A 25,475-nucleotide genomic window follows, 5' to 3' on the forward strand; every position below is an offset into this window, starting at 1 on the left:
CTTTGCTCTTTTGGTGAACGCCTGCCGCGTTGCCTTTAAGCCAAGGTCAACAGCGCCAGCGCGCCCAAGGCCGCTGTTTCGGCACGCAACACACGTTCGCCTAAGCTGACTGCAGCAAAGCCTTTGGCGCGGGCGGCGGCGTCTTCGGCATAGGTCAGGCCGCCCTCTGGGCCGTTGAGCAAGACCCACGTTGTCTTGCTTGCCCCCGCACCTGCGCGCAAGGCGCTCAAAGGCTGTGTGCTGGCGTGCAACGACAACACCCCATGCATCACCTCGACCTGCGGCGTTTGACGCGCTAGCCAAGCATTCAAAGATTCGGGCACGTCGATGACGGGCACACGGTTGCGCCCACATTGCTCACACGCGCTCACGGCCACGGCTTGCCAGTGGGCTTGTTTTTTCTCCGCGCGGTCGCCAGTGAGGCGCACCACGCTGCGTTCGGTCATCAACGGGGTGATGCGGTGCACGCCTAGCTCGGTGGCTTTTTCAACCAGCCAGTCCATGCGGTCGTTGGCGGGCATGCCCACGGCGAGGTGAACCTGAATCGCAGCTTCGCACTCCGCGCTGCGGTGCTCGCCCACGACCACGCGCACATCGCTGCGACCCATGTGTTGCACTTCGGCGGTGAATTCGCCACCTTCGCCGTTGAAGAGCGTCAAAGTGTGGCCAGGCTGCATGCGCAGAACCTGCACATGGCGGGCGGCGGTGGGCGGCAGGTCCAACACTTGGCCAGTGGCCAAGGGCACGGGGCAGTAAAAACGGGCCACGCTGTTTAGGCTCTGTGCTTGGGGCCAAGACGCGGGGGCGCAAAGCTCATGCCGGGCTCGATGCCTTCCACTTTGTCGATGAAGCGCAGCAAGGGCGTGAGCTCCAAATAGCGGCTGGCGGTGGAGCGGATGTACTTGATGAAGCGCGGCGCATCGGCCAAGTATTTGGGCTTGCCGTCGCGCAGGGTGAGGCGCGCAAAGATGCCCGCCACTTTGAGGTGGCGTTGCAGGCCCATCCACTCGACCGCGCGATAGAACGCGCCAAAGTCGCTGTGCCAGTCTTCAAAGTCCATGAGGCCGGCTTTGCGGGCTTGTTCCCAATAGCGGATGGTGATGTCGAGCACAAAGTCTTCGTCCCAGCTCAAAAATGCATCGCGCATCAAGCTAGCAATGTCGTAGGTGATGGGGCCGTACACCGCGTCTTGAAAATCGAGCACGCCCAAGCGTTTTTCAGCGGGGTCGAGCGGCATCATCAAATTGCGAGGCATGAAGTCGCGGTGCACGTACACGCTGGGTGCGGCCAGGTTGCGCTGCACGATAGTTTTGAACGTTTGGTCCAACATGTCGCGCTGGCTGGCGTCTAGCTGCACGCCACGGTGCTGGGCCAAGTACCAATCGGGGAAAAGGCTGAGTTCACGTTGCAGCAGGGCTTCGTCGTAGGCGGGCAGCACACCGGCTTTGCTATGAGTTTGCAAAGTAACGAGCGCGTCGATGGCCTGGCGATACAGCGGTGCGTTGGCTTGAGGGCGCTCGGGGTCGATGACGGCCATCATGGTTTGGTGGCCAATGTCTTCGAGCAACATGAAGCCTTGCGGCTCGTCCCAGGCCAGCACCTTGGGCACGTACAAGCCGGCGTCGCCCATCAGCTTGGCAATGCGCACAAAGGGTTCGCAGTTTTCTTTGTCGGGCGGGGCGTCCATGACGATGCACGCGCCTTGGGCCGTGTCGACACGGAAATAGCGACGGAAGCTGGCGTCTGCCGAAGCAGGACGCACGGTATCGGGCAGCACGCCGTGAAGTCCCGCTTGGGCCTCTAGCCAAATTTGAAATGCGGCTTGTCGCTCAGGTTGTGCCCATTCAATGGGTGCAGGCGACGAGACGTCGAGAGATGTGCCCGAAGGCTGTGAAATAGTTGGTGTGCTCATGGATAATCTAAATTCTACAAACTGCCCCAGACACGCCAAGGTTTCGGCATGCGCTGCGTGGGTCACCGAATCGAAAGTTTTCTTGCATTCATGCTGTTCCCTGATTTTCACCGCCAAACTCGCGCCCTGTCGTGGCTGGTGATTTCTGTTTTCAGCGGCATTGGATCAAGTCAAGCTCAAACACCTAGCGAACCGCCTCTGGTGTTAAGGCCTAGCAGTTTGCTCCAAGAGGTCATCACACCTTCAGCGCGCAAACAATTGCCCACTTTTGTGGAAAGCAATACGCTGAACGAAAAAGCAAGTGAGCAAACAGAACTCGAAGGTCAAGTGGTCTTGCGCAGAGGCGAGATTTTGATCAAGGCGGACAAAGTCGATTACAACCAAGCCGACGACTTTGCCAAAGCCCGTGGCAATGTGTATATCAATCGGTCTGGCAATGTGTATCAAGGCCCCGAACTTGATCTCTACATGGAAGCGTTTGAGGGATTCTTCACTCAGCCGAATTACCGGCTACTGAAGAACAACGGTTACGGCAACGCCACGCGCATTGACTTCATCGATCCCGCTCACTCGGTCATGCACAACGCCAGCTTCACCACATGTCAGCGCAAGCCAGGGCCGGACTGGATGCCCGACTGGTTTTTCAGTGCTGACAAAATTGCCATCGATACCGACCACAACGTGGGTCGCGTTCAAGGTGGCTCTTTGAAGTTCAAAGGCGTTTCACTTCTGCCTGTGCCAGAGTTGGATTTCCCTTTGGATGATGAACGCAAATCTGGTTTTCTGCCGCCCAACTTCGGCGTAGACAACATCGGCGGCTTGGAATACACGCAACCGTATTACTGGAACCTTGCCCCTAACCGGGACATCACGTTCACGCCCACCTATTGGAGCCAACGGGGTATCAAGCTCAACACCGAGTTCCGCTACCTAGAAGCACTCGCACCGAACCCGCCATTCCAAGGCTTGATGCGTTTGGACTACATGGAAAAAGACAAACTTCGCGATGACACGCGCCGTTGGGGTTTGAATTACACACACACAGGCTTGATCAATCCACATTTCGCCGGTGGCGGCTTGGGATTTGGCTTCAACATCAATCGCGCCAGCGACGATAACTATTGGAAAGATTTCGCACTCGGCAACACATTGGGCGTTCAACGCTTGATGTCGAGCGACGTCGGGCTTTCATGGACTAACGGGTTTGTCACCACCGGCATGCGTGCGCAAAAGTGGCAGACGCTGCAAGACTTGGCCAACGTCAACAACCGCATCACACCACCTTTTGATCGATTGCCTCAGATCACCGCGCGCATTCAACGCTTCAATGTCGCGGGCGGTTTGGATTTCAGCTTAGACGGAGACTTCACACGGTTTAGCTCGGCACGCGACATCGACTGCGCAACCGCATCAGCCAACAGCACCAGCCGCCTCTTTTACAACTGCGCCCCTAATTCAGATCGTGCTGTCTCGGTGGCACAAGTCAGCCGCCCGTTCATCACGCCTTATGGCTACTTGACGCCCAAGCTTCAAATGCACGGTCGCAGCTACCAATTTGATGGTGGCTTGCCAGACACCCTCTTTTACAGCGGACACCAAGGGCAATCTTCAGCAAGCGTCGCCATTCCAACCTTCAGCGTAGACGCTGGGGTGGCCTTCGAACGCGACAGCCATTGGTTCGGGCGCAATTGGATTCAAACCCTAGAACCTCGCGTGTTTTATGTGAACACACCCTATCGAGAACAAAACTACTTGCCCAACTACGACTCGGGCGGTAATGCCTTCAACTTTGCAAGTCTGTTCACAGAAAACGCCTTTGGCGGCCATGACCGCATTTCTGACAGCAAGCTCTTGACCGTCGGGGCAACCTCTCGCTTCATCGATCCAGAAAGCGGCGCTGAAAGCGCCCGATTTGGCATTGCCCAACGTTTGCGTTTGAAGGAGCAACGCGTCACGTTGCCTGATGAACCCACGGCGCAATCCGGCTTGAGCGACATCTTGGCCGGCGCGACATTGAATTTGTCGCGCACATGGGCTTTGGACTCCACGGTTCAATACGACCCCAACACCGACAATTTTCGACGTCGTGTCATTGGTGGACGCTACAACCCCGGGTCTTATCGTGTGATCAACGCCGCTTGGCGAACCGAAAACGATGCCTTAGGCAATGCGGTGTCGCAACAGTTAGATCTCGGCTGGCAATGGCCTTTGCATGATTTGTGGGGCGGCGCAGACAGTCATGATGGTTTGGGTCGAGGCTTAGGAGAGGGTCGCTGGTACAGCGTCGCTCGGGTGAACGTTGACACACTCACCAAAAAGCCAGTCGAGTCCATCCTAGGTTTCGAATACGATGCGGGCTGCTGGCTGAGCCGAACTGTGTTGGAGCGACAACTCATCGCTGACGGCTTGGCCCGTCAACGGATCTTGTTCCAGTTGGAGTTCGTTGGGCTTTCACGCTTAGGAACCAATGCCATTGGTTCGCTGCGTACAAACGTTCCACGCTACCAGCCACTGCGTCAACCCACGATGACGCCTAGCCGTTTCGGCAACTACGAATGATCGGTCGCCATGTTGTTTTTTAAATCTCGCTTTTGCCTTCTCCTGCCTTTGATGATGGGTATGGTGTCAACGTTCGCGCAAACGTTGCCACGCTCCACCATTTCCAATGGGCGTGATTACATCGTGGCTGTCGTTGACGCTGTGCCCATCACCAACCACGAAGTCTCTTTGCGAGCGCCTCAGCTGCGCGAGCAACTACAACAGCAAGGTCGCCCCGTTCCAGAGGGCAGCGCGCTGCTTCAAGCCGCCTTGGAGCGCCTCATTGTTGAAAAGGCACTGTTGCAACACGCCAAGGAAACGGGCATCAGCATTGAGGATGACGCCATCGATCAAGCGGAACAACGTCTAGCATCGCAAAGTCAATTGAGCTTGCCCGCATTGCACAAAAAAGTTCAAGCCGAAGGGTCGAGCGTGGACGCTTTGCGTCAGAGTTTGCGCGACAAACTCATGCTGCAGCGACTCTCTGAGCGTAACGTTCCCAGTCGGATTCGTGTCACTGAGATTGAGGTTGATCAGGCCATTCGCCAACGCCAAAACGCCAGCATCGACACCAACCCTGACATTGAACTTGGCCATGTCTTGATTGCTGTGCCAGAAAAAGCCAGCGAGAGCGAAGTCGCTGAGTTGAAGGTGAAAGCGGAGACCGCCCTAGCCAACCTCAAACGCGGCGACGATTTGGCGCAGGTGGCAAAAGAGTTTTCCAATGGCCCAGAGCGTGACAAGGGGGGGCTGATGGGTCTTCGTCCAGCGAATCGCTACCCCACCTTGTTTGTCTCGGCCACCCAACAACTCAACGAAGGCGAGGTCACGCTGGTTCGATCGGGTGCAGGCTTTCACGTGTTGAAGCTGATCACCAAACGCGCCAGCAGTGTGCTCACCGTGACCCAAACACACCCGCGTCACATTTTGTTGCGCCCCGGTGGCACGCTGAGTCAAACCACGGCGCGCGCACAACTCGCTGAATACAAGCGTCAAATTGAAGCAGGCAAAGCAGACTTCGCCAAATTGGCGCGTGAACATTCGCAAGACGCCAGTGGCCCCGAAGGGGGCGATTTGGGCTGGGTATCGCCTGGCATGTTTGTGCCCGAGTTTGAAGAAGTGATGAACAAGCTCCAAGTTGGCCAAATAGCCGACCCCATGGTGTCTCGATTTGGTGTTCACCTGATTCAAGTCTTGGAACGCCGCGAAGCACCGATCAGTGAGCGTGAATTGCGTGACATGGCGCGCAACAGCTTGCGTGAAAAGAAGTTCGAAGAAACCTACCAACTGTGGGCCCAAGAAGTGCGCGGCCGCGCTTATGTGGAATACCGCGACGCACCGCAATAAGCAGAGCCTCCTTTGAAACACATTGCACGCAAGCGCTTCGGCCAACACTTCTTAACCGACACCGCCATCATTGACGGCATCGTCGATGCCATCAACCCGCAGTCGGGTGACCCCATGGTGGAGATTGGTCCAGGTTTGGCTGCGCTCACACAACCTTTGGTTGAGCGCCTAGGCAAGCTCAACGTCATTGAGTTAGACCGCGACTTGGCTGTGCGCCTGCGCGAGCACCCGCACTTGAACGTGATCGAGTCCGACGTGCTGCGTGTGGACTTCACACTGCTGGCGGCCACACTCAACGCACCGAAACTGCGCGTGGTGGGCAACCTGCCCTACAACATCTCCTCACCCATTCTGTTTCATTTGCTGGAGCATGTGGCTGTGGTGCAAGACCAGCACTTCATGCTGCAAAAAGAGGTGATTGACCGCATGGTGGCCACCCCCAGCAGCGGCGACTACAGCCGCTTGAGCGTGATGTTGCAGTGGCGCTACGACATGGAAAACGTGTTGTTCGTGCCGCCTGAATCGTTCGATCCACCCCCACGCGTAGACAGCGCCGTGGTGCGTATGGTGCCACTGGCACACCCGCCGCAGATTGACGTCAAGCTGATGGAAGAAATGGTGAAAACCGCCTTCAGCCAACGTCGCAAACTGCTGCGCCACACCTTGGGCCGCTGGCTAGAAGCCCGCAACTTTGCAGGCAGTTTCGACGTGCAACGCCGTGCTGAAGAAGTGCCTGTTGCTGAATACGTCGCATTGGTTCAAAGTCTCTGACAACAAAAAACCCGTCAGCAGTTACCTGCGACGGGTTTTGTTTTTGGGCGCTGCGTTGAAGCAGCAAAGCCATTAAGCCGCTGTTTGCCAGTAACCAGCGTTGAACGGGCTGCTCATGCGCAAAGCCATGGGTGACACGTCGACCAACTTGTCGGTTGGCATTTTTTCGCCTTCTTCGAGCAACTCAATGCCTTCAGCTGGCACACCCGCTTTTTCGGCCGATGGCACGCGGGCCACAGAGAAAGAATAGAAGCAGCGGAAGGCCACTTTGCGATCTGACCAGTAGTCTGCCGCTTCGCGGAAGATGTCCAACAATTGTTCGCGTGCTTCCTTGTCAAACTTGGCATGCGCAGGGATGTGCTCCAACACCAAGATGAAACCAGGCTGAGGACCCGACTTGTGCAAGGGGTCGGTCATGCCGTCGTACAGCGAGTCAAAGTTCTTGCTCGATGTCGCGGACAGGTTGAACTCTTTGGAAATGATGTCCAAGATGTCTTGTTTGCTTTGGGCTTGTGCCAAATTCACATAAAGGAAATGGTGGCCAAGGGTTTTGGCGGCTTCTTGCAAATCGGGCACGCGAAAAGCGCGGATGGATTGAACGATATTGGTTTTGACGGTACGCAGTGGCATGGGAATCTATTCGTTTCTAGTTCGGGTTAACCCGAAAATTGGAAGCGCAAGTGTCTTCGAATTGAAACAAAAAAGCAAGGGCCCAACCCATTTCTGGAGGGCCCTTGAGGGGTTATTTAACCAAAATTAGCTAAATTTGATAGAAAAAGCCGCCTTATCGGACCGCGCTGGCATCTGCCACGGTCAACGCGGTCATGTTCACAATGCGACGCACGGTGGTGCTGGCCGTCAAAATGTGCACCGGCTTGGCCGCACCCAAGAGCACTGGGCCAATGGCAATGTTGCCGCCAGCCGCAGTTTTGAGCAGGTTGTAAGCGATGTTGGCGGCATCCAAATTTGGTAAAACCAACAAATTGGCATCGCCAATCAAGGTGGTGTCGGCCATTTGGGCTTCGCGGGCATGGCCATCCAAGGCCACATCGCCATGCATTTCGCCGTCGATTTCAAGCCAAGGCGCCTTTTTCTTGACCAGCGCCAAGGTTTCGCGCATCTTGACGGCCGATGGCTGGTCGCTGCTGCCAAAGTTGGAGTGAGAGAGCAACGCAGCCTTGGGCTGAATACCAAAACGACGCATCTCTTCGGCGGCCATCACCGTGATTTCAGCCAACTGTTCGGCGGTGGGGTCGTAGTTGATGTGCGTGTCCACCAAAAAGACTTGGCGGTCAGGCAAGATGAGGCCGTTCATGGCGGCATAGGTGCTCACGCCTTTGCGGTTGCCAATCACTTGGTTGACGTAGTTCAAGTGAGTCAGCGGGGTGCTCCAAGTGCCACAAATCAAGCCATCCACTTCGCCTTTGTGCAGCATCATGGTGCCAATGAGGGACAAGCGGCGACGCATGTCGATCTTGGCCAGTTGCTCGGTCACCCCTTTGCGGGCCGTCATCTTGTAATAGGTTTGCCAGAAGTCGCGGTAACGGTGGTCTTGTTCCACATTGACCACTTCGTAGTCCACACCCTCTTTCAGGCGCAAGCCAAACTTCTCAACGCGTTGGGCGATCACGGCAGGACGACCAATCAACGTGGGCTTGGCCAAGCGCTCGTCCACCACGATTTGCACCGCACGCAAGACGCGCTCTTCTTCGCCCTCGGCGTAGCACACGCGTTTTTTGGTCGCACGTTTGGCGGCGGCATAAATGGGCTTCATGATGGAGCCCGAGGCATACACAAAGCCTTGCAGCTTCTCGATGTAGGCCTCCATGTCTTGAATCGGACGTGTGGCCACACCGCTGTCTGCCGCCGCCTGCGCCACAGCCGGTGCGATCTTCATCATCAAGCGTGGATCAAACGGTTTGGGAATGAGGTACTCAGGACCAAACGCCAAAGTCTCGCCCGCATAGGCTGCAGCCACCACTTCGCTTTGTTCGGCTTGCGCCAATTCGGCAATGGCATAAACCGCCGCGATTTCCATCTCATCGGTGATGGTGGACGCGCCTGCATCCAAGGCACCTCGGAAGATATAGGGGAAGCACAACACGTTGTTCACTTGGTTGTGATAGTCGCTGCGACCCGTGGCGATGATGGCGTCGTCGCGCACGGCCTTCACATCTTCGGGGGTGATTTCTGGGTTGGGATTAGCCAACGCCATGATGATGGGCTTAGCCGCCATGCGCTTGACCATGTCTTGCTTGAGCACGCCACCTGCGGACAGACCCAAGAACACGTCAGCGCCGTCGATGATTTCGGACAATGTGCGGGCATCGGTTTTTTGCGCGAACTGAATCTTATCTTCGTCCATCAACTCGGTGCGGCCTTCGTAAACGACGCCAGCCAAGTCAGTGACAAAAATGTTTTGGCGAGGCATGCCCATCTTGAGCAACAGGTTCAAGCAAGCCAAGGCTGCTGCACCGGCACCCGAGGTCACGAGCTTGACGGTTTTGAGGTCTTTACCCGCGACTTTGAGTCCGTTCAAAATGGCCGCACCCACGGTGATGGCTGTGCCGTGCTGGTCGTCGTGGAAGACTGGGATCTTCATGCGCTCGCGCAACTTGCGCTCCACATAGAAGCAGTCAGGCGCTTTGATGTCTTCAAGGTTGATACCACCAAACGTGGGCTCCAACGCCGCAATGATGTCGACCAGCTTGTCGAGGTTCTTTTCGTCAATTTCAAGGTCGAACACATCGATGCCCGCAAACTTCTTGAACAGAACGCCTTTACCTTCCATCACCGGCTTCGAAGCGAGTGGGCCAATGTCACCCAAGCCCAACACCGCCGTGCCATTGGAAATCACCGCCACCAAGTTGCCTTTGCTGGTGTACTTGTAGGCACTGTTGGGGTCTTTGACGATTTCTTCACAGGGCGCAGCCACACCGGGCGAGTACGCCAAGGCCAAATCATGTTGGTTGATCAACTGCTTGGTCGCGTGAATCGCCACTTTGCCGGGGGTGGGAAACTCGTGGTATTCAAGTGCCGCGCGGCGCAGTTCAGCACGCGCCTCGGTGCTGTTGTGTGATTGGTTGGAACCCATAGAAATCTCCTTGTGATGCAAAAGGCGACGTGCTTTGCAAAAGCATCGTCGCCTTGGCTTATGAATTCATTTTAGGCCTGTGTCTAAGGCACTTTGTCCGTGGATGTGCGTACGCAGGTGGCAATGGTTTTTACTTATTCGCAAAGATCAACCACGCATCAACGCTTCAATCTCATCAGCGATCACAGGCACCCCACGCGTGATGAGTTCGCAGCCGCTAGAAGTGACGATGGCATCGTCCTCAATGCGAATGCCCAAATTCCAAAACGCCTCAGGCACGCCCTCAGCTGGCCGCACATACAAGCCCGGCTCAATGGTCAGCACCATGCCCTCACGCAAGATGCGGCTGGGTCGGTTGACGATGGTTTCACCCGAGAGGGGGTCTTTGCGCTCGCTCACTTGGCCGAGCTCGGTAGGTTCGACATAGCTGCCGCAGTCGTGCACATCCATGCCCAACCAGTGGCCGGTGCGATGCATGTAAAACGAAAAGTAGGCGCGTGTGTCAATCACATCTTGGGCGTTGCCGTGTTTGTCTTTGCTGAGCAGCCCTAGGTCTAACAAGCCCTGCGCCAGCACTTTGACTGTTGCATCGTGCGGGTCATTGAAACGTGCGCCTGCCTTCGTGGCGAGCACGGCTGCATCTTGACTGGCAAGTACCAAGTTATACAAATCGCGCTGCGCACCTGTGAACTTGCCATTCGCAGGAAACGTGCGCGTGATGTCGCTCGCATAGCCATCCAACTCGCAACCAGCATCAATCAATACCAATTCACCATCGCGCACTGGCGCTACGTCAGCACGGTAATGCAACACGCACGCGTTCGCGCCTGCCGCCACGATAGAGGTGTAAGCCGGAAACTGCGAACCGTGCATCCGGAACTCGTGCAACAGTTCCGCATCTAAGTGGTACTCACGTACGTCTTGGCCTGCACGCAACATGCGTGCGCTGGTCTGCATCGCTCGGATATGCGCGTGTGCGCTGATGTGCGCAGCACGGCGCATGATGTCTTGTTCGTGTGCGTCTTTGATCAAGCGCAGCTCGTCCAATGGGCCGCACACATCGCGCTGATGCGCGGGGCACAAAGCACCAAAGCGCACACGAGCGCGCACGGCGTTGAGCCAACCGTCCACGCGTGTTTCCAAACCTTGATGCGTAGCAAACGGGTACCAAACGGTGTGTTGGTTTTTTAGCAACTTGGGCAACAGCTTGTCGAGCTCAGTCACCGAATGCGCAGTATTCACGCCCAGCACACCCACAGCGGCCTCTGGCCCCAAACGGTAGCCATCCCAAATTTCGCGTTCCAAATCCTTGGGTTGGCAAAACAAGGTGCTGCGCCCCGACGCATCTAACACCAGCCAGGCGTTGGGCTCTGTAAAGCCTGTGAGGTAATAAAAATAGCTGTCGTGGCGATACGGAAAATCGCTGTCACGGTTGCGCGCACGTTCGGGCGCGGTGGGGATGATGGCCACGCCACCGTCGCCCAGCTGTGCAGCCAAACGGGCGCGACGTGCGGCATAAATCTGAGCGTGTGCTATCGGGTGTGTCATGTCTTACCTTGTGTGTTCAGGCGGCATTGAGTTGTGCCAAACGCTCGGGCGTGCCCACATCTGTCCACGCGCCTGTGTAGAGCGACGCACTCACGGCATGATTGTCCATCGCTGCGCGCAACATGGCGGCTAGCGGGGCTTTCACACCGTTGGGATTGCCCGCTGGAATGTCGCACCATGCGGCTTCAAAGAAGGCGCGTTTGTAAAGGGCAATTGTGCTGAAGGTGTAGCGCGGTTGTTCTGTGTCTCTGGCGGGGGCCGTCAACTTGGACAAATTCAACGCCAAGCCATCGGCCGAAAGGCCAAAATCGCCGCCCAAGTTGTGTTCGGGGTTGGGCACCAGCCAAATATGGGCAAGCTGTGGGCTTGTCTTGAAGCGCTCATAGGCCTCAGGCGCAAACACAAAGTCTGGCGCAAACACATCGCCCGCAGCCACCCAAAACACATCGGCCAACTGAGGCAACGCACGGGCAATGCCGCCAGCCGTCTCTAACGCGCCACCAAAATCCACGCCTTCTTGCGAATAGTGCAGATGCATCGGCGCAAGACCGGCGCTTTCAAACACATCACCAAAATACTGTGGAATTTGCTCACCCAGCCATGCGGTGTTGATGACCAAGTTCTCAACCCCGCCTCGCTGCAGGCCTTGCATCGCCCATTGCATGAGTGGTTGGCCACGCACGGGCAGCAGTGGTTTGGGTGTGGCGTCGGTCAACGGGCGCATGCGCTCGCCACGGCCTGCGGCCAGCAACAGTGCCGTTGAATGAGAGGTGGAAACTGGGCTTTTTGTCATCGACAAGCAGTGTAGCGAGCCATCCGCCGTGGCTCCCGAGACCGCTAAAATCGTGGTTTTCCCTCACACACCCACCGGAGTCGCCTGACATGGCAAACACCCAACAAATGGCCAGCGCAATTCGCGCCTTGGCAATGGACGCTGTACAACTTGCTAATTCAGGACACCCAGGCGCGCCCATGGGCATGGCCGATATGGCCGTCGCTTTGTGGGGCGATCACCTGCATCACAACCCAATCAACCCACAATGGTTGAACCGCGACCGCTTTGTGCTCTCCAACGGTCACGGCTCGATGTTGATTTATGCACTGTTGCACCTCACCGGTTATGACTTGCCCATGAGCGAGTTGAAAAGCTTCCGCGTGTTGCACAGCAAAACCGCCGGTCACCCCGAAGTGGGTGTGACCCCTGGCGTTGAAACAACGACTGGCCCCTTGGGCCAAGGCATCACCAACGCGGTGGGTATGGCATTGGCTGAAAAATTGTTGGCCGCTGAATTCAACCGCGATGGCCACAACGTGGTGAACCACCACACCTTCGTCTTCATGGGCGACGGTTGTTTGATGGAAGGCATCAGCCACGAAGCCTGCTCACTTGCAGGTGCGTGGAAGCTGAACAAGCTCATCGCCTTGTACGACGACAACGGCATTTCCATCGACGGCCAAGTGGCCCCATGGTTTGCCGACAACACACCTGAGCGTTTCAAGTCTTACGGCTGGAATGTGATCGGCCCCATCAACGGCCACGACGCTGCGGTGGTAAGCCAAGCGATTGCTTCGGCCAAGCTCAGCACAGACAAGCCAACGCTGATCGTTTGCAAAACCAGCATTGGCAAAGGCAGCCCCAACCGCGCGGACACGGCCAAGGCCCACGGCGAACCTTTGGGCGCTGAGGAGATTGCATTGACACGCGCCGCCATCGGTTGGAACCATGCCCCGTTTGAAGTGCCTGCCGAGGTGTACGCTGACTGGGACGCCAAAGCCAAAGGCAAGGCCCAGGAAGCCGAGTGGAACCAAACCTTCGCCGCCTACAAAGCTGCTCACCCCGAACTGGCCGCTGAACTGCAACGCCGCATGGCGGGCGAGCTGCCCAAGAACTTTGCGCAAACCGTGGTCGACACGGTGATCGACGCGCACACCAAAGCCGAAACCGTAGCCAGCCGCAAAGCTAGCCAATTGGCACTGGAGCACTTCACCGCCGCGCTGCCCGAACTCTTGGGTGGCAGCGCCGACTTGACTGGCTCAAACCTGACCAACACCAAGTCCACCCCCAACCTGCGCTTTGACGCGGCGGGCCATGTGGTGAAAAACGACGCTAGCCAAGGTGGCCGCCACATCAACTACGGCGTGCGCGAGTTCGGCATGGCCGCCATCATGAACGGCGTGGCGTTGCACGGTGGTTTCATCCCCTACGGCGGCACGTTCCTCACGTTCAGCGACTACTCACGCAACGCCATCCGCATGGCCGCGCTGATGAAGCAGCGCGTGGTGCATGTGTTCACCCATGACTCCATCGGCTTGGGCGAAGACGGCCCGACCCACCAATCCATCGAACACGCCGCTTCGCTGCGCTTAATTCCTAACCTCGATGTGTGGCGCCCTGCCGACACAGCCGAAACGGCGGTGGCTTGGGCCGTGGCTTTGCAGAACACCAGCCGCCCAACCGCTTTGTTGTTGAGCCGTCAAAACCTACCTTATTTGCCAAAAGGCGATGCCGCCCCGCACAAAACGGCGGGCGACATCTCTGGCCTCGACGCCATCAACAAAGGCGCTTACGTGCTGGCTGAGCCAAGCGAAGTGGGCATCAAGAAAAAGGCACAAGCCGTCATCATGGCCACCGGCTCTGAAGTGCAGCTGGCGTTGAAAGCACAAGCCCTGCTGGCCGAGCGCAAGATTGCTGTGCGCGTGGTGTCAGTGCCCAGCACGACCACTTTTGACCGCCAAAGCGTGGCCTACAAATCGGCTGTGTTGCCCGCTGGCGTGCCACGCGTGGCGGTAGAAATGGGCTCGACCGACGGTTGGTGGAAATACGGCGTGTCCGCTGTGGTCGGCATCGACACCTACGGCGAATCTGCCCCTGCCCCTGTTTTGTTCAAACACTTCGGTTTCACGCCAGAAAACGTGGCCGATACGGTTCAAGCGGCGCTGCAAAAGCACGCTTAAGTCGTTAACCAGAGGGGCTCTTATTTCGAAGGGCGCCCTTGATCAGCCTCGTGAAAGGCGAATGGTCTACAAACTGGTGAATTAAAGGTTTTTAACTTCCTCCTTAAGGCTTTACATGACCATCAAAATCGGCATCAACGGCTTTGGCCGTATTGGCCGCTTGGCACTGCGTGCAGCGCTCAAGCACGGCTACAGCGACATCGAAGTCGTGGGTATCAATGACCCCAAGTCTGCAGACTACTTGGCTTACATGCTCAAGTACGACAGCGTGCATGGCCGTTTTGAGGGCACTGTCGAGCACACCGAAGACGCGCTGATCGTCAACGGAAAGAAAATCCAGCTCTCGCACGAACGGGATGCCAGCAACCTCCGTTGGGGCGCCATGGGCGTGGACATCGTGCTTGAGTGCACAGGCCACTTCCTGACCGAACCCACCTGCCAGTTGCACATCGACGCAGGCGCAAAAAAGGTCGTGATCTCAGCCCCGTCCAAGGACAGCGTGCCCATGTTTGTGTACGGCGTGAACCACCAAAAATATGCAGGCGAAACCATCGTCTCCAACGCCTCATGCACGACCAACTGCTTGGCCCCTGTGGTCAAAGTGTTGAACGACAAATGGGGCATCAAGCGCGGTTTGATGACCACGGTGCATGCGGCCACTGCCAGTCAAGCGACTGTCGACAGCTCGTCTCGCAAAGACTGGCGCGGCGGCCGTGGCATTTTGGAAAACATCATTCCTTCCAGCACTGGCGCAGCCAAGGCTGTGGGCAAAGTGATTCCCGAAGTGAATCAAAAGATCACGGGCATGGCTTTCCGCGTGCCAACCTCGGACGTGTCTGTGGTGGACTTGACCATTGAGCTAGAAAAAGAAGCCAGCTATGAAGAGGTGTGCGCCGAGATGAAGGCTCAAAGCTTGGGCGCGCTCAAAGGCGTGTTGGGTTACACCGAAGACAAAGTGGTGTCCACCGACTTCCGTGGTGAACCATGCGCCTCTGTGTTTGATGCCACCGCTGGCATCGCCATGGACAAGACGTTCATGAAAGTTGTCGCTTGGTACGACAACGAGTGGGGCTATGCCAAGCAATGCTTAGAGATGATTCGCGTCGTCGCCAAGAAGTAAGCAATGTCCCATTCCCAAAAAGGCGCCTGAAGGCGCCTTTTTTTCGTCTGGCTCAAACAACCTGTGGATACGCCGTAAAAAAGATACGTAATTTCTCTTGTATTTATGTAACAAAGTTTCATACAATGTAGCCATTCTGAGGAGACAAACATGACCATCAAAATCGGCATCAACGGCTTTGGACGCATCGGACGTATGGTGTTTCGCGCTGCGATTCAAAACTTTCACGACATTGAAGTGGTGGGAATCAACGACTTGTTGGAACCCGATTACCTGGCCTACATGCTCAAATACGACAGCGTACATGGCCGCTTTCAAGGTGAGGTGTCGGTCGACGGTAACCACCTCATCGTCAACGGAAAGCGCATTCGCCTCACCCAAGAACGCGACCCTGCCGCCTTGAAATGGCACGAGATTGGCGCAGATGTGGTGGTGGAATCCACGGGCCTCTTTTTAGACCACGCCAGCGCCGAAAAGCATTTGGCAGCGGGCGCCAAGAAGGTGTTGATGTCAGCGCCGTCCAAAGACGACACCCCCATGTTTGTTTATGGCGTGAACCACGCCACGTACGCGGGTCAACCCATCATCTCGAACGCCTCATGCACCACCAATTGTTTGGCGCCTGTGGCCAAGGTGCTGAATGACAAGTGGGGCATCAAACGCGGCTTAATGACCACCGTGCATGCCACCACCGCCACACAAAAAACCGTGGACGGCCCCTCGAACAAGGATTGGCGTGGCGGCCGCGGCATTTTGGAAAACATCATTCCTTCCAGCACTGGCGCCGCCAAGGCCGTGGGTGTGGTAATTCCTGAAGTCAAAGGCAAACTCACCGGTATGGCTTTTCGCGTGCCAACCTCCGATGTGTCCGTCGTGGATTTGACCGTTGAATTGAGCAACCAAGCCTCATACCAAGAGATTTGCGCGGAAATGAAAGCGCAAAGCGAAGGAGCCCTGAAAGGCGTACTGGGTTACACGGATGAAAAAGTGGTGTCCACCGATTTCCGGGGCGAGTCTTGTACCTCTGTGTTCGACGCCGAAGCAGGTCTTGCCTTAGACGGCACGTTCCTCAAAGTCGTCAGCTGGTACGACAACGAGTGGGGCTATTCCAACAAGTGCTTAGAAATGGTCCGCGTCATCGGCCAATGAACACCTGGGTGTTCACGGCGCGCTTGATGCTGCAGAGGCCGGCTGCTCATTCGCAGCCGGCGTTTGTAATGTCGCGTCGTTTGACGAGCGGTGCGTCTCAGGCGATTCGCTGCCCAACAGCACCAACACACCCAGCACCACAAAAACCGCCGCGCTGAGGCGATGCACCCACATCAGCGGCAAAAGCCGCGTGATGCGTTCGCCAAACCACACCACTGGCGCATTGGCCAACATCATGCCCAGCGTTGTGCCCGCCACCACCCAGAGCCACGACGGATATTCAGCAGCAAGCATCACCGTGGCGATTTGAGTTTTATCGCCCATCTCGGCTAAGAAAAACGCAACAACGGTTGTGCCAAACACGCCAAACTTAGGCGTGACTTCCGCATCATCGTCATCTAACTCGTCAGGCACCAGCATCCATGCGGCCATGGCCAAAAAGGACACACCCAACACCCAACGCAGTGCAGTTGGCCCCATGAGCTGCGTCACCCAAGCACCCAGTCCTCCCGCCAGTGCGTGGTTAGCCAACGTAGCGACCAAAATGCCCCAAACGATGGGCCATGGTTTGCGAAAACGCGCGGCCAATACAAGAGATAAAAGTTGGGTTTTATCGCCTATTTCGGCAAGGGCGACAATGCCTGTAGAGATCAGAAAAGCTTCCATGTTTTGATCCTACCGCGCGGCGTTTTTGAACTTTTGGTGCATTTTTTGCTTACATCTGGTGCAACTCAAAAAACAGGTGCAAAACCGCACCAAAAAAGTTCAATTTTCAAGGATTAGATTTATGGATGCACACAAACAGGGCGCAGATGCTTTGTTCATTCTGCTGGGTGCCATCATGGTGCTCGCCATGCATGCTGGTTTCGCATTTTTAGAACTGGGCACAGTTCGCCGCAAAAACCAAGTGAATGCATTGGTCAAAATTTTGGTGGACTTTTGCGTATCCACCCTCGCGTACTTTGTGGTGGGCTACGGCGTGGCCTATGGCGCCAGTTTCATGATGGGTGCTGAATCATTGGTCGATAAAAACGGCTACGAATTGGTCAAGTTCTTTTTCTTGCTAACGTTTGCTGCAGCTATCCCGGCCATCATCTCCGGCGGCATTGCCGAACGTGCCAAGTTTTGGCCTCAATTAATTGCCACAGCTGTGATTGTTGGATTTGTGTACCCCTTCTTTGAGGGCATCGCGTGGAATCAACACTTCGGTTTTCAAGCATGGATCAAAGCGTTAACCGGCGATGAATTCCACGACTTCGCAGGCTCTGTGGTCGTTCATGCCGTAGGCGGCTGGATTGCATTGCCCGCCGTTCTTTTGCTAGGTGCACGCAGCAACCGTTACCGCAAAGATGGTGCAATTTCCGCACATCCCCCATCAAGCATCCCGTTTCTCGCCTTAGGCGCTTGGATTTTGATCGTGGGCTGGTTTGGCTTTAACGTGATGAGCGCGCAAACGCTCGACAAGATTTCTGGCTTAGTCGCCGTGAACTCGTTGATGGCGATGGTAGGGGGCACACTGGTGGCACTCATCATGGGCAAAAACGATCCAGGCTTTGTTCACAACGGCCCCTTGGCGGGCTTGGTGGCTGTCTGTGCCGGTTCTGATTTGATACACCCCATGGGCGCGTTGGTCGTGGGCGCTGTAGCCGGTGGCATTTTTGTTGTGATGTTCACATTGACGCAAAACAAATGGCGCATTGACGATGTGTTGGGCGTGTGGCCCTTGCATGGTTTGTGCGGCACGTGGGGTGGCATCGCAGCTGGCATTTTTGGCACGCAGGCCCTAGGCGGTATCGGTGGCATCAATTTCACGGCGCAATTGGCTGGGACAGCCATCGGTGTCGCTTGGGCGTTGACTGGCGGTTTTGTGGTGTACGGCGTACTCAAAATGACCATCGGTTTACGCATGAGCCAAGAGGAAGAATTTGAAGGCGCTGACTTGACGATCCACAAAATCACGGCATCCCCTGACCGCGAAGTGAGTTGGTAAAGACACCGAACTGTGGTTTTTCGGGGATGAATTGATCTAAATACTGGTAAACGCTTGGTAATTTAGACAACTTGTGCTCCATAATGGCCGCAGCTTTGCGGGTGCTTGCATCTGCTCGGTTGTATTTGGTGATAGGTCAGTTTCGGTTCGGGACTCCATCGCTTAGTTTTATGTGTTTTAAGGAGTCCCTTTCATGGGCAACAAACTGTACGTTGGCAACTTGCCATACTCGGTACGCGACAACGACCTCGAGCAATCTTTCGGTCAATTTGGTTCTGTGACCAGCGCCAAAGTGATGATGGAGCGCGACACAGGTCGTTCTAAAGGTTTTGGTTTCGTCGAAATGGGCAGCGATGCCGAAGCGCAAGCTGCGATCGAAGGCATGAACGGTGCGCCTTTGGGTGGCCGTAGCCTCGTGGTCAACGAAGCACGCCCCATGGAGCCACGTCCTCCCCGCTCAGGCGGTTTTGGTGGTGGTTTCGGCGGCGGCGGTCGTGAAGGTGGCGGCGGTGGTTTCCGCAGCCCTTACGGCGGTGGCGGTAACGGCGGCGGTCGTCGTGAAGGCGGCGGTGGTCGCGGCGGCTTCGGTGGTGGCAACAGCTACTGATCGATCTGCTTCACTGGAAATCAAAAGGCTCCCTCGGGAGCCTTTTTTCATGGTTTGTTTTTCTCTTTGGGCGGCAATAACGTACCGCGCACGCGTCCTGTCAATTTCATGACGTGATCGAGGTTGTCATACTGCATGCCGTCTTGCGAAGTGAATCGATCCCCCGAACCACGCACCAAGACGATAGGCAGATGTGATTGAACTTGCTCTGTGTCTGCAAACAAGTGCAAAAAATCACTGTGAAGTTCACTGCTTGGTGTGAGAACCCCCTGTTCGTTTGTATGTGCCTCACGAACAACCACGGCCTTATCAAAAAGTTGAGCCTCCGTACCGTCGGCATTAACTAAGCCTCTTTTGGCGACCGCTGTTGTCACACGCCCTTCCACGCTCAGCACGCGGATATTGGGCAGATCAATTTCTAGCGTATCCGTGTCTGGATAGTGGCGCCCCTCAACACCGATCACTTCACTTTTTAAGCGCCCCTCCTCAGAAAAAACTTTCACAGAGAAGTCGTTGAGAAAATAGTCAGGAACATGCCTAAGCGGCGCCTCTGCCTCGGCGTCTTCAATCGAGGGCGTGTTGCGCACGAGCCAATATGTCGTCATCGCCATGAGCCCCATCAAGACCAATGGCAAATAAACCGCCAATCGGTCAAACATGCGACGCACACGCATGAGCCAAGACAAAGAAACAGTTGTGCTCATGCCAAGTAACTGTGCAATAGCTTGGCGTAATGCCCGCTCGCCACCAGCAGCAAATCACAAAACTCACGTGCAGCCCCGTGACCGCCTTCTTTGGCTGTGACGTAATGCGCCACCGCTTTAACCTCTACTTGTGCATTGCTAGGTGCACAAGCAAAAGCCGCACGCGTCATGACCGCCAGATCCGGCCAATCATCGCCCATGTGTGCGGCCTGCGACCAATCTAGGCCCAGCTCTTGCAGAATTTCTTGAGCCGCGGGTGCCTTATCTTCTGTGCCGTAACGCACGTGCGTGATGCCTAGCGCTTGGAGACGTGCTCGCAATGGCACGCTGTCACGCCCGGTAATCACTGCAGGCGTAATGCCCGCTTTTTGAAGCATCTTTAAGCCATGGCCATCGAGCGTGCAAAAGCGCTTGATGCTTTCGCCGTTTTCTGTGAACAACAAGCCACCATCGGTGAGCACGCCGTCGACGTCGAAGAAGGCCACGCGCACATTTTGTGCTCGCAACAACAAAGCAGGGTCAAAGTTCAATGCGGGTGTATGTGTGCTCATCAAATCACTTTCGCGCGCATCAGGTCGTTTGTGTTGATCGCTCCGCACAATGTCCCTTGCTCGTCTACCACCAGCACGCTGGTGATTCGGTGCAACTCCATCAGCTCTGCCGCTTCTGCGGCCAACGCATTAGAGCGAACCGTACGTGGATTGGCATGCATGACCTGTTCAGCCGTGAGCTGACGCATGTCGGTGCCTGTCTCGATCAAACGACGCAAATCGCCGTCGGTAAAGATACCTAAGACTTTTTGGTTGACGTCCACAATCGCTGAAGCGCCAAGGCCTTTGACGCTCATCTCGCGCATCAGATCGCTGAAACTCACACTGGGCAACACGCGTGGCACGGCATCACCGCTGCGCATGACATCGCTCACATGCGTGAGTAAGCGGCGGCCCAATGCCCCCCCGGGATGGGAGCGCGCAAAGTCTTCAGCCTTGAAGCCTCGTGCATCCAGCAAAGCAACCGCCAGCGCATCACCCATGGCCATTTGCGCCGTGGTACTCGCCGTAGGGGCCAAGTTGAGCGGACAAGCCTCTTTGAGCACACCGGTGTTGAGAACAATGTCAGCATGGCTCGCCAAGGTCGATTGCGCGCCACCCGTGAGCGCCACCAAGGGCACGCCCTGGCGCTTGAGCACTGGGAGGATGGCGGCCAACTCGTCGCTCTCGCCACTGTTTGAAATAGCGATCACCAAGTCGGCTTCTTTGACCATGCCTAAGTCACCATGGCTGGCTTCGGCTGGATGTACAAACATCGCTGGCGTGCCTGTAGAGGCCAATGTTGCCGTGATTTTTCGGCCTACATGTCCACTTTTGCCCATTCCCATCACCACCACGCGGCCTGTGACTTTAAGAATGGCGTGAACTGCCTGCACAAAACTTGGCGAGAGACCGTTGCGCAAATGCCGTACGGCATCTGCCTCTATTTCTAAGGTTTCATGTGCCAGTTGCAAGATGCGTTGGTCATCCACCTTTGCACTTGCGCCTGTGATGTGTGCCGAGTTTTGGGTCATGGGTGAATTTTATCGGAGAGGGCGTTTATTTGCCGATGCAAAAACTGGTGAAGATCACGCCCAATAAGTCGTCTGGCGTAAATTCGCCCGTGATGCTGTTAAGTGCGTTTTGGCCCAAGCGTAGCTCTTCAGCCAACAAGTCAAGCGCTGGTACGGCAGCTTGCAAACTGGCATTGGCCAACATCAGGTGTTCATCCAACTCTCGCAACGCTTGCACATGGCGCTCACGCGCCATGAACATGCCTTCTGAGCCGCCGCCTTGCCAACCCACCACATTCAAGAGCTTTTGTCGCAAAGCGGGTAAGCCTTCCCCAGTTTTAGCAGACAACATCAAGTGCATTGTTTGCGTGTCATTTCCTTGGATATCCGGCGGACTGGCGAACTTATGTGCATCGGCCTTGTTCCACAAATGCAGAACGGGCACATGGTTGTCTAATTTTTCGTCCAATGTTTGTTGAATTTGCGCTTCTGCTGCCGCATAGGTGGCGTCATCTTGGCGAGTAAGGTCATGCAAAAACAGCACAGCATCAGCTTGGCTTATTTGATCCCACGCACGGGCAATGCCTATGCGCTCTACCTCGTCCACATCAGGATGGTCACGCAAGCCTGCGGTATCAACCACATGCAAGGGTACGCCTTCAATTTGAATGGTTTGTTGCACCACATCTCGCGTGGTGCCTGCGATGGGTGTGACGATGGCCAGCTCTGCGCCTGCAAGCGCGTTGAGCAACGAGCTTTTACCTGCGTTAGGTTGGCCCGCAATCACCACACGGATGCCTTCGCGTAGCAACGCACCTTGTTTGGTTTGCGTCATGACTTGCGCAAGCTGGTCTTGCAAGCGATGGAGCTGCCCTTGCGCATCGGCTTGTTTTAAAAAGTCGATCTCTTCTTCTGGAAAGTCCAACGTGGCCTCGACCAGCATGCGCAGATGAATGAGCGCATCGCGCAACTGATGTATCTCCTTGGAAAAAGCACCCGCCAATGAGCGGCTCGCTCCTCGCGCTGCAGCTTCAGTGCTGGCATCAATCAAATCAGCGACGGCTTCTGCTTGTGCCAGATCAAGTTTGTGATTCAAAAAGGCTCGTTGCGTGAATTCGCCCGGTTGTGCCAACCGTAAGCCAGCAAGCAATGGTTTTTGTTGTGCATCTAACGTCGCTGCAACTTGCAAACAACGCGCCACGATAAGCTGTAGCACCACGGGTCCCCCGTGCGCTTGGAGCTCCAGCACATCTTCGCCTGTGTAGCTATTGGGACCAGGAAAGTGCAATGCAAGCACATGGTCAATTGGTGCGCCACTTTCATCCAGCAATGGCAAATACGTCGCTTCACGTGGTTTGAGTCCTCGTCCACACACAGCTTGGACCAGGGCACTCAATTGTTTTCCGCTGACACGCACGATGCCCACTGCGCCACGCCCAGGGGCAGTGGCGATGGCAATGATGGGGGCGTCATGTTGAGCAAGCATGGTTTGATTGTCTAGAAAAAAACCCGCCAACCGATGAAGGAGGCGGGCTTTGGGCTTAGCACGTGTTCGTTTAGAACTTTGGCAAGTTGAATTGTGGTGGCACACCCATACGCGTATTGATCACCCATTGCTGGGCAATCGACAACACGTTGTTGGTGATCCAGTACAGCACCAAGCCCGCAGGGAAGAAGAAGAACATCACGCTGAAAGCCAACGGCATGATCCACATCATCTTGGCCTGCATAGGGTCTGGTGGCGCGGGATTCAATGCCGTTTGCAGCAATGTGGTCAGCGTCATCACCAAAGGCAAGATGAAGAATGGATCTGGAGCAGACAAGTCATGGATCCAACCCAACCAAGGGGCATTGCGAATTTCAACGGTCGACAACAACACCCAGTACAGGGCAATGAACACGGGGATTTGCAACGCGATAGGCAAGCAACCACCCATGGGGTTGACCTTCTCTTCGCGGTAAATCTTCATCATCTCCATTTGCATTTGCTGTGGGTTGTCTTTGAGACGCTCACGCATTTCCATGATTTTTGGATTGATGGCTTTCATCTTGGCCATGCTTTGGTAAGCGTGGGCATTCAACCAGTAGAAAGCTGCTTTGAGCAAGACCACCAAGCTAACAATCGACCAACCCCAGTTACCCAAGATGTTGTTGAGTTGATGCAACAACCAGAACAAGGGCTTGGCCAAAATGGTCAACCAACCATAGTCTTTGACCAGCTCCAAGCCTGGGTAAAGAGCTTCGAGTTTTTTCTCTTCTTGTGGGCCGGCATAGAAAGTAGCAGAAACGCTCTTCGTTTGGCCTGGCTTGATCACTTCCAAAGGAGAGATCGCGGTTACGCGGTAGCAGCAGTCGGGCATGGTCGAGCCGATGTCCACTGCATCAATAGAGATGTCACGATTCATGTCATCAGGCAAGATCCAAGCACTCGCAAAGTAATGCTGCACCATGGCGATGTAGCCGGTGTTGGATTGTTTTTCGACATCGACTTTTTTCTTCTTGATGTCTGCGAACTCGACCTTTTGGTACTTCTTGGCTTCCGTGTAAATCGCAGGGCCTGTGAAGGTCGAATAGAACGAGGACTCACCCACTGGCTTATTGCCATCACGCACCAATTGGAAATACAACTGGGGTGCTACGTCTTGTGAACCTGTGTTGACGATGTCGTGCTTCACGGCCATGTCATACGCGCCGCGTTTGACGGTGTAGGTCTTGACCAACTTCACACCATTCTGTGCAGCCGACTCAAACGTGATGGACAACTCGTTGTCGCCGTCTTTGAGTTTGCGCGCGCCGGGACGAACGGTCATCACTGATTTGTGTGTGGGCAATGCCACGCCAGGAATGCTTGAAATCAAGCCTGTTTGTGCGGTGTAGATGCGTTCTTTGCTGTCATCCAACAACACAATTTTGTGGCCAGGCTTTTGTTCGTCTTCGTGCTTCAACAACTCGACGCGAGCCAACGTGCCGCCTTCGGTATCAAAGCTGAGTTTGAACAAATCTGTTTCGACTTGCACCAACTCTTTAGACGCAGCACGTGTCTCAACTGCGGGCACTGACACTGCAGCTTGCGGGGCAACTGCTGTAGGTACACCTGCGGCTTGTGGCACAGCTGAGGCTGCATCAGCCGCAACTTTTACTTGTTGTGCAGGTGTTGGAAAAAATGTGGCTTTGTTTCCGTTATGGACTTGCCATTGGTCCCACAAAAGAACCATGGAAAAACCAAAGATCACCCACAAAATGGTGCGGCGAATATCGTTCATGAAGTTTTCTTTCCGGCGTTGGAAGAGGTCAAAGAGCTAAACAAAGCAGGGGGAACAGGATCGTGCCCGCCTATGCACCAAGGATGGCACCGTGCCAAACGACGCAAGGTCAAATAACTGCCACGCGCAGCGCCGTGCAACTCTAACGCTTGCAGCGAATACGCCGAGCACGTGGGCTCAAACCGACACGAAAACCCAAGCCAAGGGCTCAAGAGCAAACGATACCCACGCACCACCATCATCAAAAATGACTGCATCATGCGGCGCTCACATATCCAAACAATTGTTTGAGTTCTTCACGCACTGTTTGTTTCAACACATCCGAAGATGCACTCACAAACTTTTGGGGATTAAACGTTGCCCGCAAGCGAACCACATAGGCTGTAGGTTTCAAGCCCTTTTCAAACTCGTGCGAAACCGCATGAATTTGACGTCGAATCATGTTGCGAGTGACCGCGCGCTTGGCCCACCGTTTAGGTGTGAGCGCGCCCATCATCAATACACCATCGACAAACAGGGCCGGGGTTTCTTCAAACCCAGACCCTGTAGAGGCTTTGGCAGGGTGTTGCCACTGGTGCAACACAAAATGCGGCGTACGTGCCACAGTCCCTGCCGACATGACGGCCTGAAATTCTGACCACTGCTGCAGACGTTCCACGGCGCTTGGGTCGCGGGCCTGTTCAGTGGTCAAAGATTAGACAGCCAGACGCTTGCGACCTTTGGCGCGACGAGCGTTGATCACAGCGCGGCCACCGCGTGTTTTCATACGGACCAAAAAGCCGTGTGTACGGGCGCGGCGAGTTTTAGAAGGTTGATAAGTGCGTTTCATGATTTTTCCAAAAAGCTAAGCCCTGAAGAGATCAGGGAAACCAATGATTATCTCAAATTTTTAGGGTACTTGCTGGCTTTTATTCATTCTCTTTTTAACTGGTTT

Annotated in this window: 21 protein-coding genes and 2 pseudogenes; 8 read left to right on the top strand and 15 right to left on the bottom strand. The window is 55.4% G+C overall.

Annotated elements, in window-relative coordinates; translation table 11 throughout:
- Positions 1-35: 35 nt before the first annotated feature.
- Both QMG27_RS12575 and QMG27_RS12580 read right to left on the bottom strand, forming a co-directional pair.
- Positions 36-767: a 16S rRNA (uracil(1498)-N(3))-methyltransferase gene (locus tag QMG27_RS12575; protein ID WP_281811836.1), complete on the bottom strand. Its 732-nt coding sequence runs from the start codon at positions 765-767 to the stop codon at positions 36-38.
- A 5-nt stretch (positions 768-772) separates the two neighbouring features.
- Positions 773-1,912 (bottom strand): phosphotransferase, encoded by a 1,140-nt coding sequence (locus tag QMG27_RS12580; protein ID WP_281811839.1) that lies wholly within the window; start codon positions 1,910-1,912, stop codon positions 773-775.
- Positions 1,913-2,002: 90 nt separating this feature from the next.
- On the opposite strand from QMG27_RS12580, the gene lptD reads away from it, so the two are divergent.
- The 3 genes from lptD to rsmA are packed head-to-tail and all read left to right on the top strand — an operon-like array spanning position 2,003 to position 6,568.
- A complete protein-coding gene (lptD, locus tag QMG27_RS12585; RefSeq protein WP_281811841.1) occupies positions 2,003-4,471 on the top strand; it encodes an LPS assembly protein LptD in 2,469 nt (822 codons plus the stop codon).
- 60 nt (positions 4,472-4,531) lie between these two features.
- Positions 4,532-5,797 (top strand): peptidylprolyl isomerase, encoded by a 1,266-nt coding sequence (locus tag QMG27_RS12590; protein ID WP_348773621.1) that lies wholly within the window; start codon positions 4,532-4,534, stop codon positions 5,795-5,797.
- 12 nt (positions 5,798-5,809) lie between these two features.
- Entirely contained in the window at positions 5,810-6,568 is a 759-nt protein-coding gene (rsmA, locus tag QMG27_RS12595; protein ID WP_281811847.1) for a 16S rRNA (adenine(1518)-N(6)/adenine(1519)-N(6))-dimethyltransferase RsmA, read from the top strand.
- A gap of 240 nt (positions 6,569-6,808) precedes the next feature.
- Here rsmA and QMG27_RS12600 read toward each other — a convergent pair.
- From QMG27_RS12600 to QMG27_RS12615, 4 genes and pseudogenes are all read right to left on the bottom strand, one after another.
- Positions 6,809-7,198 (bottom strand): annotated as a pseudogene (locus QMG27_RS12600) (barstar family protein); the annotation flags it as partial.
- A 154-nt stretch (positions 7,199-7,352) separates the two neighbouring features.
- Positions 7,353-9,662, bottom strand: a complete 2,310-nt coding sequence (locus tag QMG27_RS12605; protein ID WP_281811849.1) for an NADP-dependent malic enzyme — start codon at positions 9,660-9,662, stop codon at positions 7,353-7,355.
- A 147-nt stretch (positions 9,663-9,809) separates the two neighbouring features.
- Positions 9,810-11,210 (bottom strand): aminopeptidase P N-terminal domain-containing protein, encoded by a 1,401-nt coding sequence (locus tag QMG27_RS12610; RefSeq protein ID WP_281811851.1) that lies wholly within the window; start codon positions 11,208-11,210, stop codon positions 9,810-9,812.
- A 16-nt stretch (positions 11,211-11,226) separates the two neighbouring features.
- The gene (locus QMG27_RS12615; RefSeq protein WP_281811853.1) at positions 11,227-12,003 is read right to left on the bottom strand and encodes a nucleotidyltransferase family protein; all 777 of its coding nucleotides are present in this window, start codon (positions 12,001-12,003) and stop codon (positions 11,227-11,229) included.
- Positions 12,004-12,092: 89 nt separating this feature from the next.
- Here QMG27_RS12615 and tkt point away from each other — a divergent pair, with 89 nt between their 5' ends.
- From tkt to gap (QMG27_RS12630), 3 genes are all read left to right on the top strand, one after another.
- A complete protein-coding gene (gene tkt, locus QMG27_RS12620) occupies positions 12,093-14,165 on the top strand; it encodes a transketolase (protein ID WP_281811855.1) in 2,073 nt (690 codons plus the stop codon).
- A gap of 115 nt (positions 14,166-14,280) precedes the next feature.
- Positions 14,281-15,285 carry a type I glyceraldehyde-3-phosphate dehydrogenase gene (gap, locus tag QMG27_RS12625; RefSeq protein WP_281811857.1) on the top strand — a complete coding sequence of 335 codons (1,005 nt, stop codon included), beginning with the start codon at positions 14,281-14,283 and terminating at the stop codon, positions 15,283-15,285.
- A gap of 150 nt (positions 15,286-15,435) precedes the next feature.
- The gene (gene gap / locus QMG27_RS12630) at positions 15,436-16,434 is read left to right on the top strand and encodes a type I glyceraldehyde-3-phosphate dehydrogenase (RefSeq protein WP_281811859.1); all 999 of its coding nucleotides are present in this window, start codon (positions 15,436-15,438) and stop codon (positions 16,432-16,434) included.
- 117 nt (positions 16,435-16,551) lie between these two features.
- Here the strand turns inward: gap (QMG27_RS12630) and QMG27_RS12635 are convergent.
- Positions 16,552-17,100, bottom strand: a pseudogene (locus QMG27_RS12635) (TMEM165/GDT1 family protein); the annotation flags it as partial.
- 121 nt (positions 17,101-17,221) lie between these two features.
- Between QMG27_RS12635 and QMG27_RS12640 the strand changes: the two are divergent.
- Together QMG27_RS12640 and QMG27_RS12645 are read left to right on the top strand one after the other, a co-directional pair.
- Positions 17,222-18,424 (top strand): ammonium transporter, encoded by a 1,203-nt coding sequence (locus tag QMG27_RS12640; protein ID WP_281811861.1) that lies wholly within the window; start codon positions 17,222-17,224, stop codon positions 18,422-18,424.
- Positions 18,425-18,617: 193 nt separating this feature from the next.
- Positions 18,618-19,031 (top strand): RNA-binding protein, encoded by a 414-nt coding sequence (locus tag QMG27_RS12645; RefSeq protein WP_281811863.1) that lies wholly within the window; start codon positions 18,618-18,620, stop codon positions 19,029-19,031.
- A 47-nt stretch (positions 19,032-19,078) separates the two neighbouring features.
- Here the strand turns inward: QMG27_RS12645 and lptC are convergent, their stop codons facing one another.
- The 8 genes from lptC to rpmH form a co-directional block, all read right to left on the bottom strand.
- On the bottom strand, positions 19,079-19,735 hold the full coding sequence (gene lptC, locus QMG27_RS12650) for an LPS export ABC transporter periplasmic protein LptC (protein WP_281811865.1): 657 nt from the start codon (positions 19,733-19,735) through the stop codon (positions 19,079-19,081).
- Positions 19,732-20,286, bottom strand: coding sequence for an HAD hydrolase family protein (locus QMG27_RS12655; protein WP_281811868.1), 555 nt, complete (start codon positions 20,284-20,286; stop codon positions 19,732-19,734). Before QMG27_RS12655 ends, lptC begins: the two co-directional genes overlap by 4 nt.
- Positions 20,286-21,299 (bottom strand): KpsF/GutQ family sugar-phosphate isomerase, encoded by a 1,014-nt coding sequence (locus QMG27_RS12660; RefSeq protein ID WP_281811870.1) that lies wholly within the window; start codon positions 21,297-21,299, stop codon positions 20,286-20,288. Before QMG27_RS12660 ends, QMG27_RS12655 begins: the two co-directional genes overlap by 1 nt.
- 25 nt (positions 21,300-21,324) lie before the next feature.
- Entirely contained in the window at positions 21,325-22,764 is a 1,440-nt protein-coding gene (gene mnmE / locus QMG27_RS12665; RefSeq protein ID WP_281811872.1) for a tRNA uridine-5-carboxymethylaminomethyl(34) synthesis GTPase MnmE, read from the bottom strand.
- 70 nt (positions 22,765-22,834) lie between these two features.
- Complete coding sequence (gene yidC / locus QMG27_RS12670) at positions 22,835-24,541, bottom strand: membrane protein insertase YidC (RefSeq protein ID WP_281811874.1); 1,707 nt, start codon at positions 24,539-24,541, stop codon at positions 22,835-22,837.
- Entirely contained in the window at positions 24,538-24,801 is a 264-nt protein-coding gene (gene yidD / locus QMG27_RS12675) for a membrane protein insertion efficiency factor YidD (protein ID WP_281811876.1), read from the bottom strand. Before yidD ends, yidC begins: the two co-directional genes overlap by 4 nt.
- Entirely contained in the window at positions 24,798-25,232 is a 435-nt protein-coding gene (locus QMG27_RS12680; protein ID WP_281811878.1) for a ribonuclease P protein component, read from the bottom strand. The genes yidD and QMG27_RS12680 overlap by 4 nt, the downstream gene beginning before the upstream one ends.
- A gap of 3 nt (positions 25,233-25,235) precedes the next feature.
- Positions 25,236-25,370, bottom strand: a complete 135-nt coding sequence (rpmH, locus tag QMG27_RS12685; protein ID WP_005798102.1) for a 50S ribosomal protein L34 — start codon at positions 25,368-25,370, stop codon at positions 25,236-25,238.
- Positions 25,371-25,475: the final 105 nt, after the last annotated feature.

The sequence above is a fragment of the Limnohabitans sp. MORI2 genome, from assembly GCF_027925025.1.
Classification (GTDB): Bacteria; Pseudomonadota; Gammaproteobacteria; order Burkholderiales; family Burkholderiaceae_C; genus Limnohabitans.

Excerpts from the sequence above, each read along its gene's own strand:
- QMG27_RS12580 (WP_281811839.1), bottom strand. The coding sequence starts at position 1,912 with ATGAGCACACCAACTATTTCACAGCCTTCGGGCACATCTCTCGACGTC.
- lptD (WP_281811841.1), top strand. The coding sequence starts at position 2,003 with ATGCTGTTCCCTGATTTTCACCGCCAAACTCGCGCCCTGTCGTGGCTG.
- QMG27_RS12590 (WP_348773621.1), top strand. The coding sequence starts at position 4,532 with ATGGTGTCAACGTTCGCGCAAACGTTGCCACGCTCCACCATTTCCAAT.
- QMG27_RS12605 (WP_281811849.1), bottom strand. The coding sequence starts at position 9,662 with ATGGGTTCCAACCAATCACACAACAGCACCGAGGCGCGTGCTGAACTG.
- QMG27_RS12610 (WP_281811851.1), bottom strand. The coding sequence starts at position 11,210 with ATGACACACCCGATAGCACACGCTCAGATTTATGCCGCACGTCGCGCC.
- QMG27_RS12615 (WP_281811853.1), bottom strand. The coding sequence starts at position 12,003 with ATGACAAAAAGCCCAGTTTCCACCTCTCATTCAACGGCACTGTTGCTG.
- tkt (WP_281811855.1), top strand. The coding sequence starts at position 12,093 with ATGGCAAACACCCAACAAATGGCCAGCGCAATTCGCGCCTTGGCAATG.
- gap (WP_281811857.1), top strand. The coding sequence starts at position 14,281 with ATGACCATCAAAATCGGCATCAACGGCTTTGGCCGTATTGGCCGCTTG.
- gap (WP_281811859.1), top strand. The coding sequence starts at position 15,436 with ATGACCATCAAAATCGGCATCAACGGCTTTGGACGCATCGGACGTATG.
- QMG27_RS12640 (WP_281811861.1), top strand. The coding sequence starts at position 17,222 with ATGGATGCACACAAACAGGGCGCAGATGCTTTGTTCATTCTGCTGGGT.
- QMG27_RS12645 (WP_281811863.1), top strand. The coding sequence starts at position 18,618 with ATGGGCAACAAACTGTACGTTGGCAACTTGCCATACTCGGTACGCGAC.
- lptC (WP_281811865.1), bottom strand. The coding sequence starts at position 19,735 with ATGAGCACAACTGTTTCTTTGTCTTGGCTCATGCGTGTGCGTCGCATG.
- QMG27_RS12655 (WP_281811868.1), bottom strand. The coding sequence starts at position 20,286 with ATGAGCACACATACACCCGCATTGAACTTTGACCCTGCTTTGTTGTTG.
- QMG27_RS12660 (WP_281811870.1), bottom strand. The coding sequence starts at position 21,299 with ATGACCCAAAACTCGGCACACATCACAGGCGCAAGTGCAAAGGTGGAT.
- mnmE (WP_281811872.1), bottom strand. The coding sequence starts at position 22,764 with ATGCTTGCTCAACATGACGCCCCCATCATTGCCATCGCCACTGCCCCT.
- yidC (WP_281811874.1), bottom strand. The coding sequence starts at position 24,541 with ATGAACGATATTCGCCGCACCATTTTGTGGGTGATCTTTGGTTTTTCC.
- yidD (WP_281811876.1), bottom strand. The coding sequence starts at position 24,801 with ATGATGCAGTCATTTTTGATGATGGTGGTGCGTGGGTATCGTTTGCTC.
- rpmH (WP_005798102.1), bottom strand. The coding sequence starts at position 25,370 with ATGAAACGCACTTATCAACCTTCTAAAACTCGCCGCGCCCGTACACAC.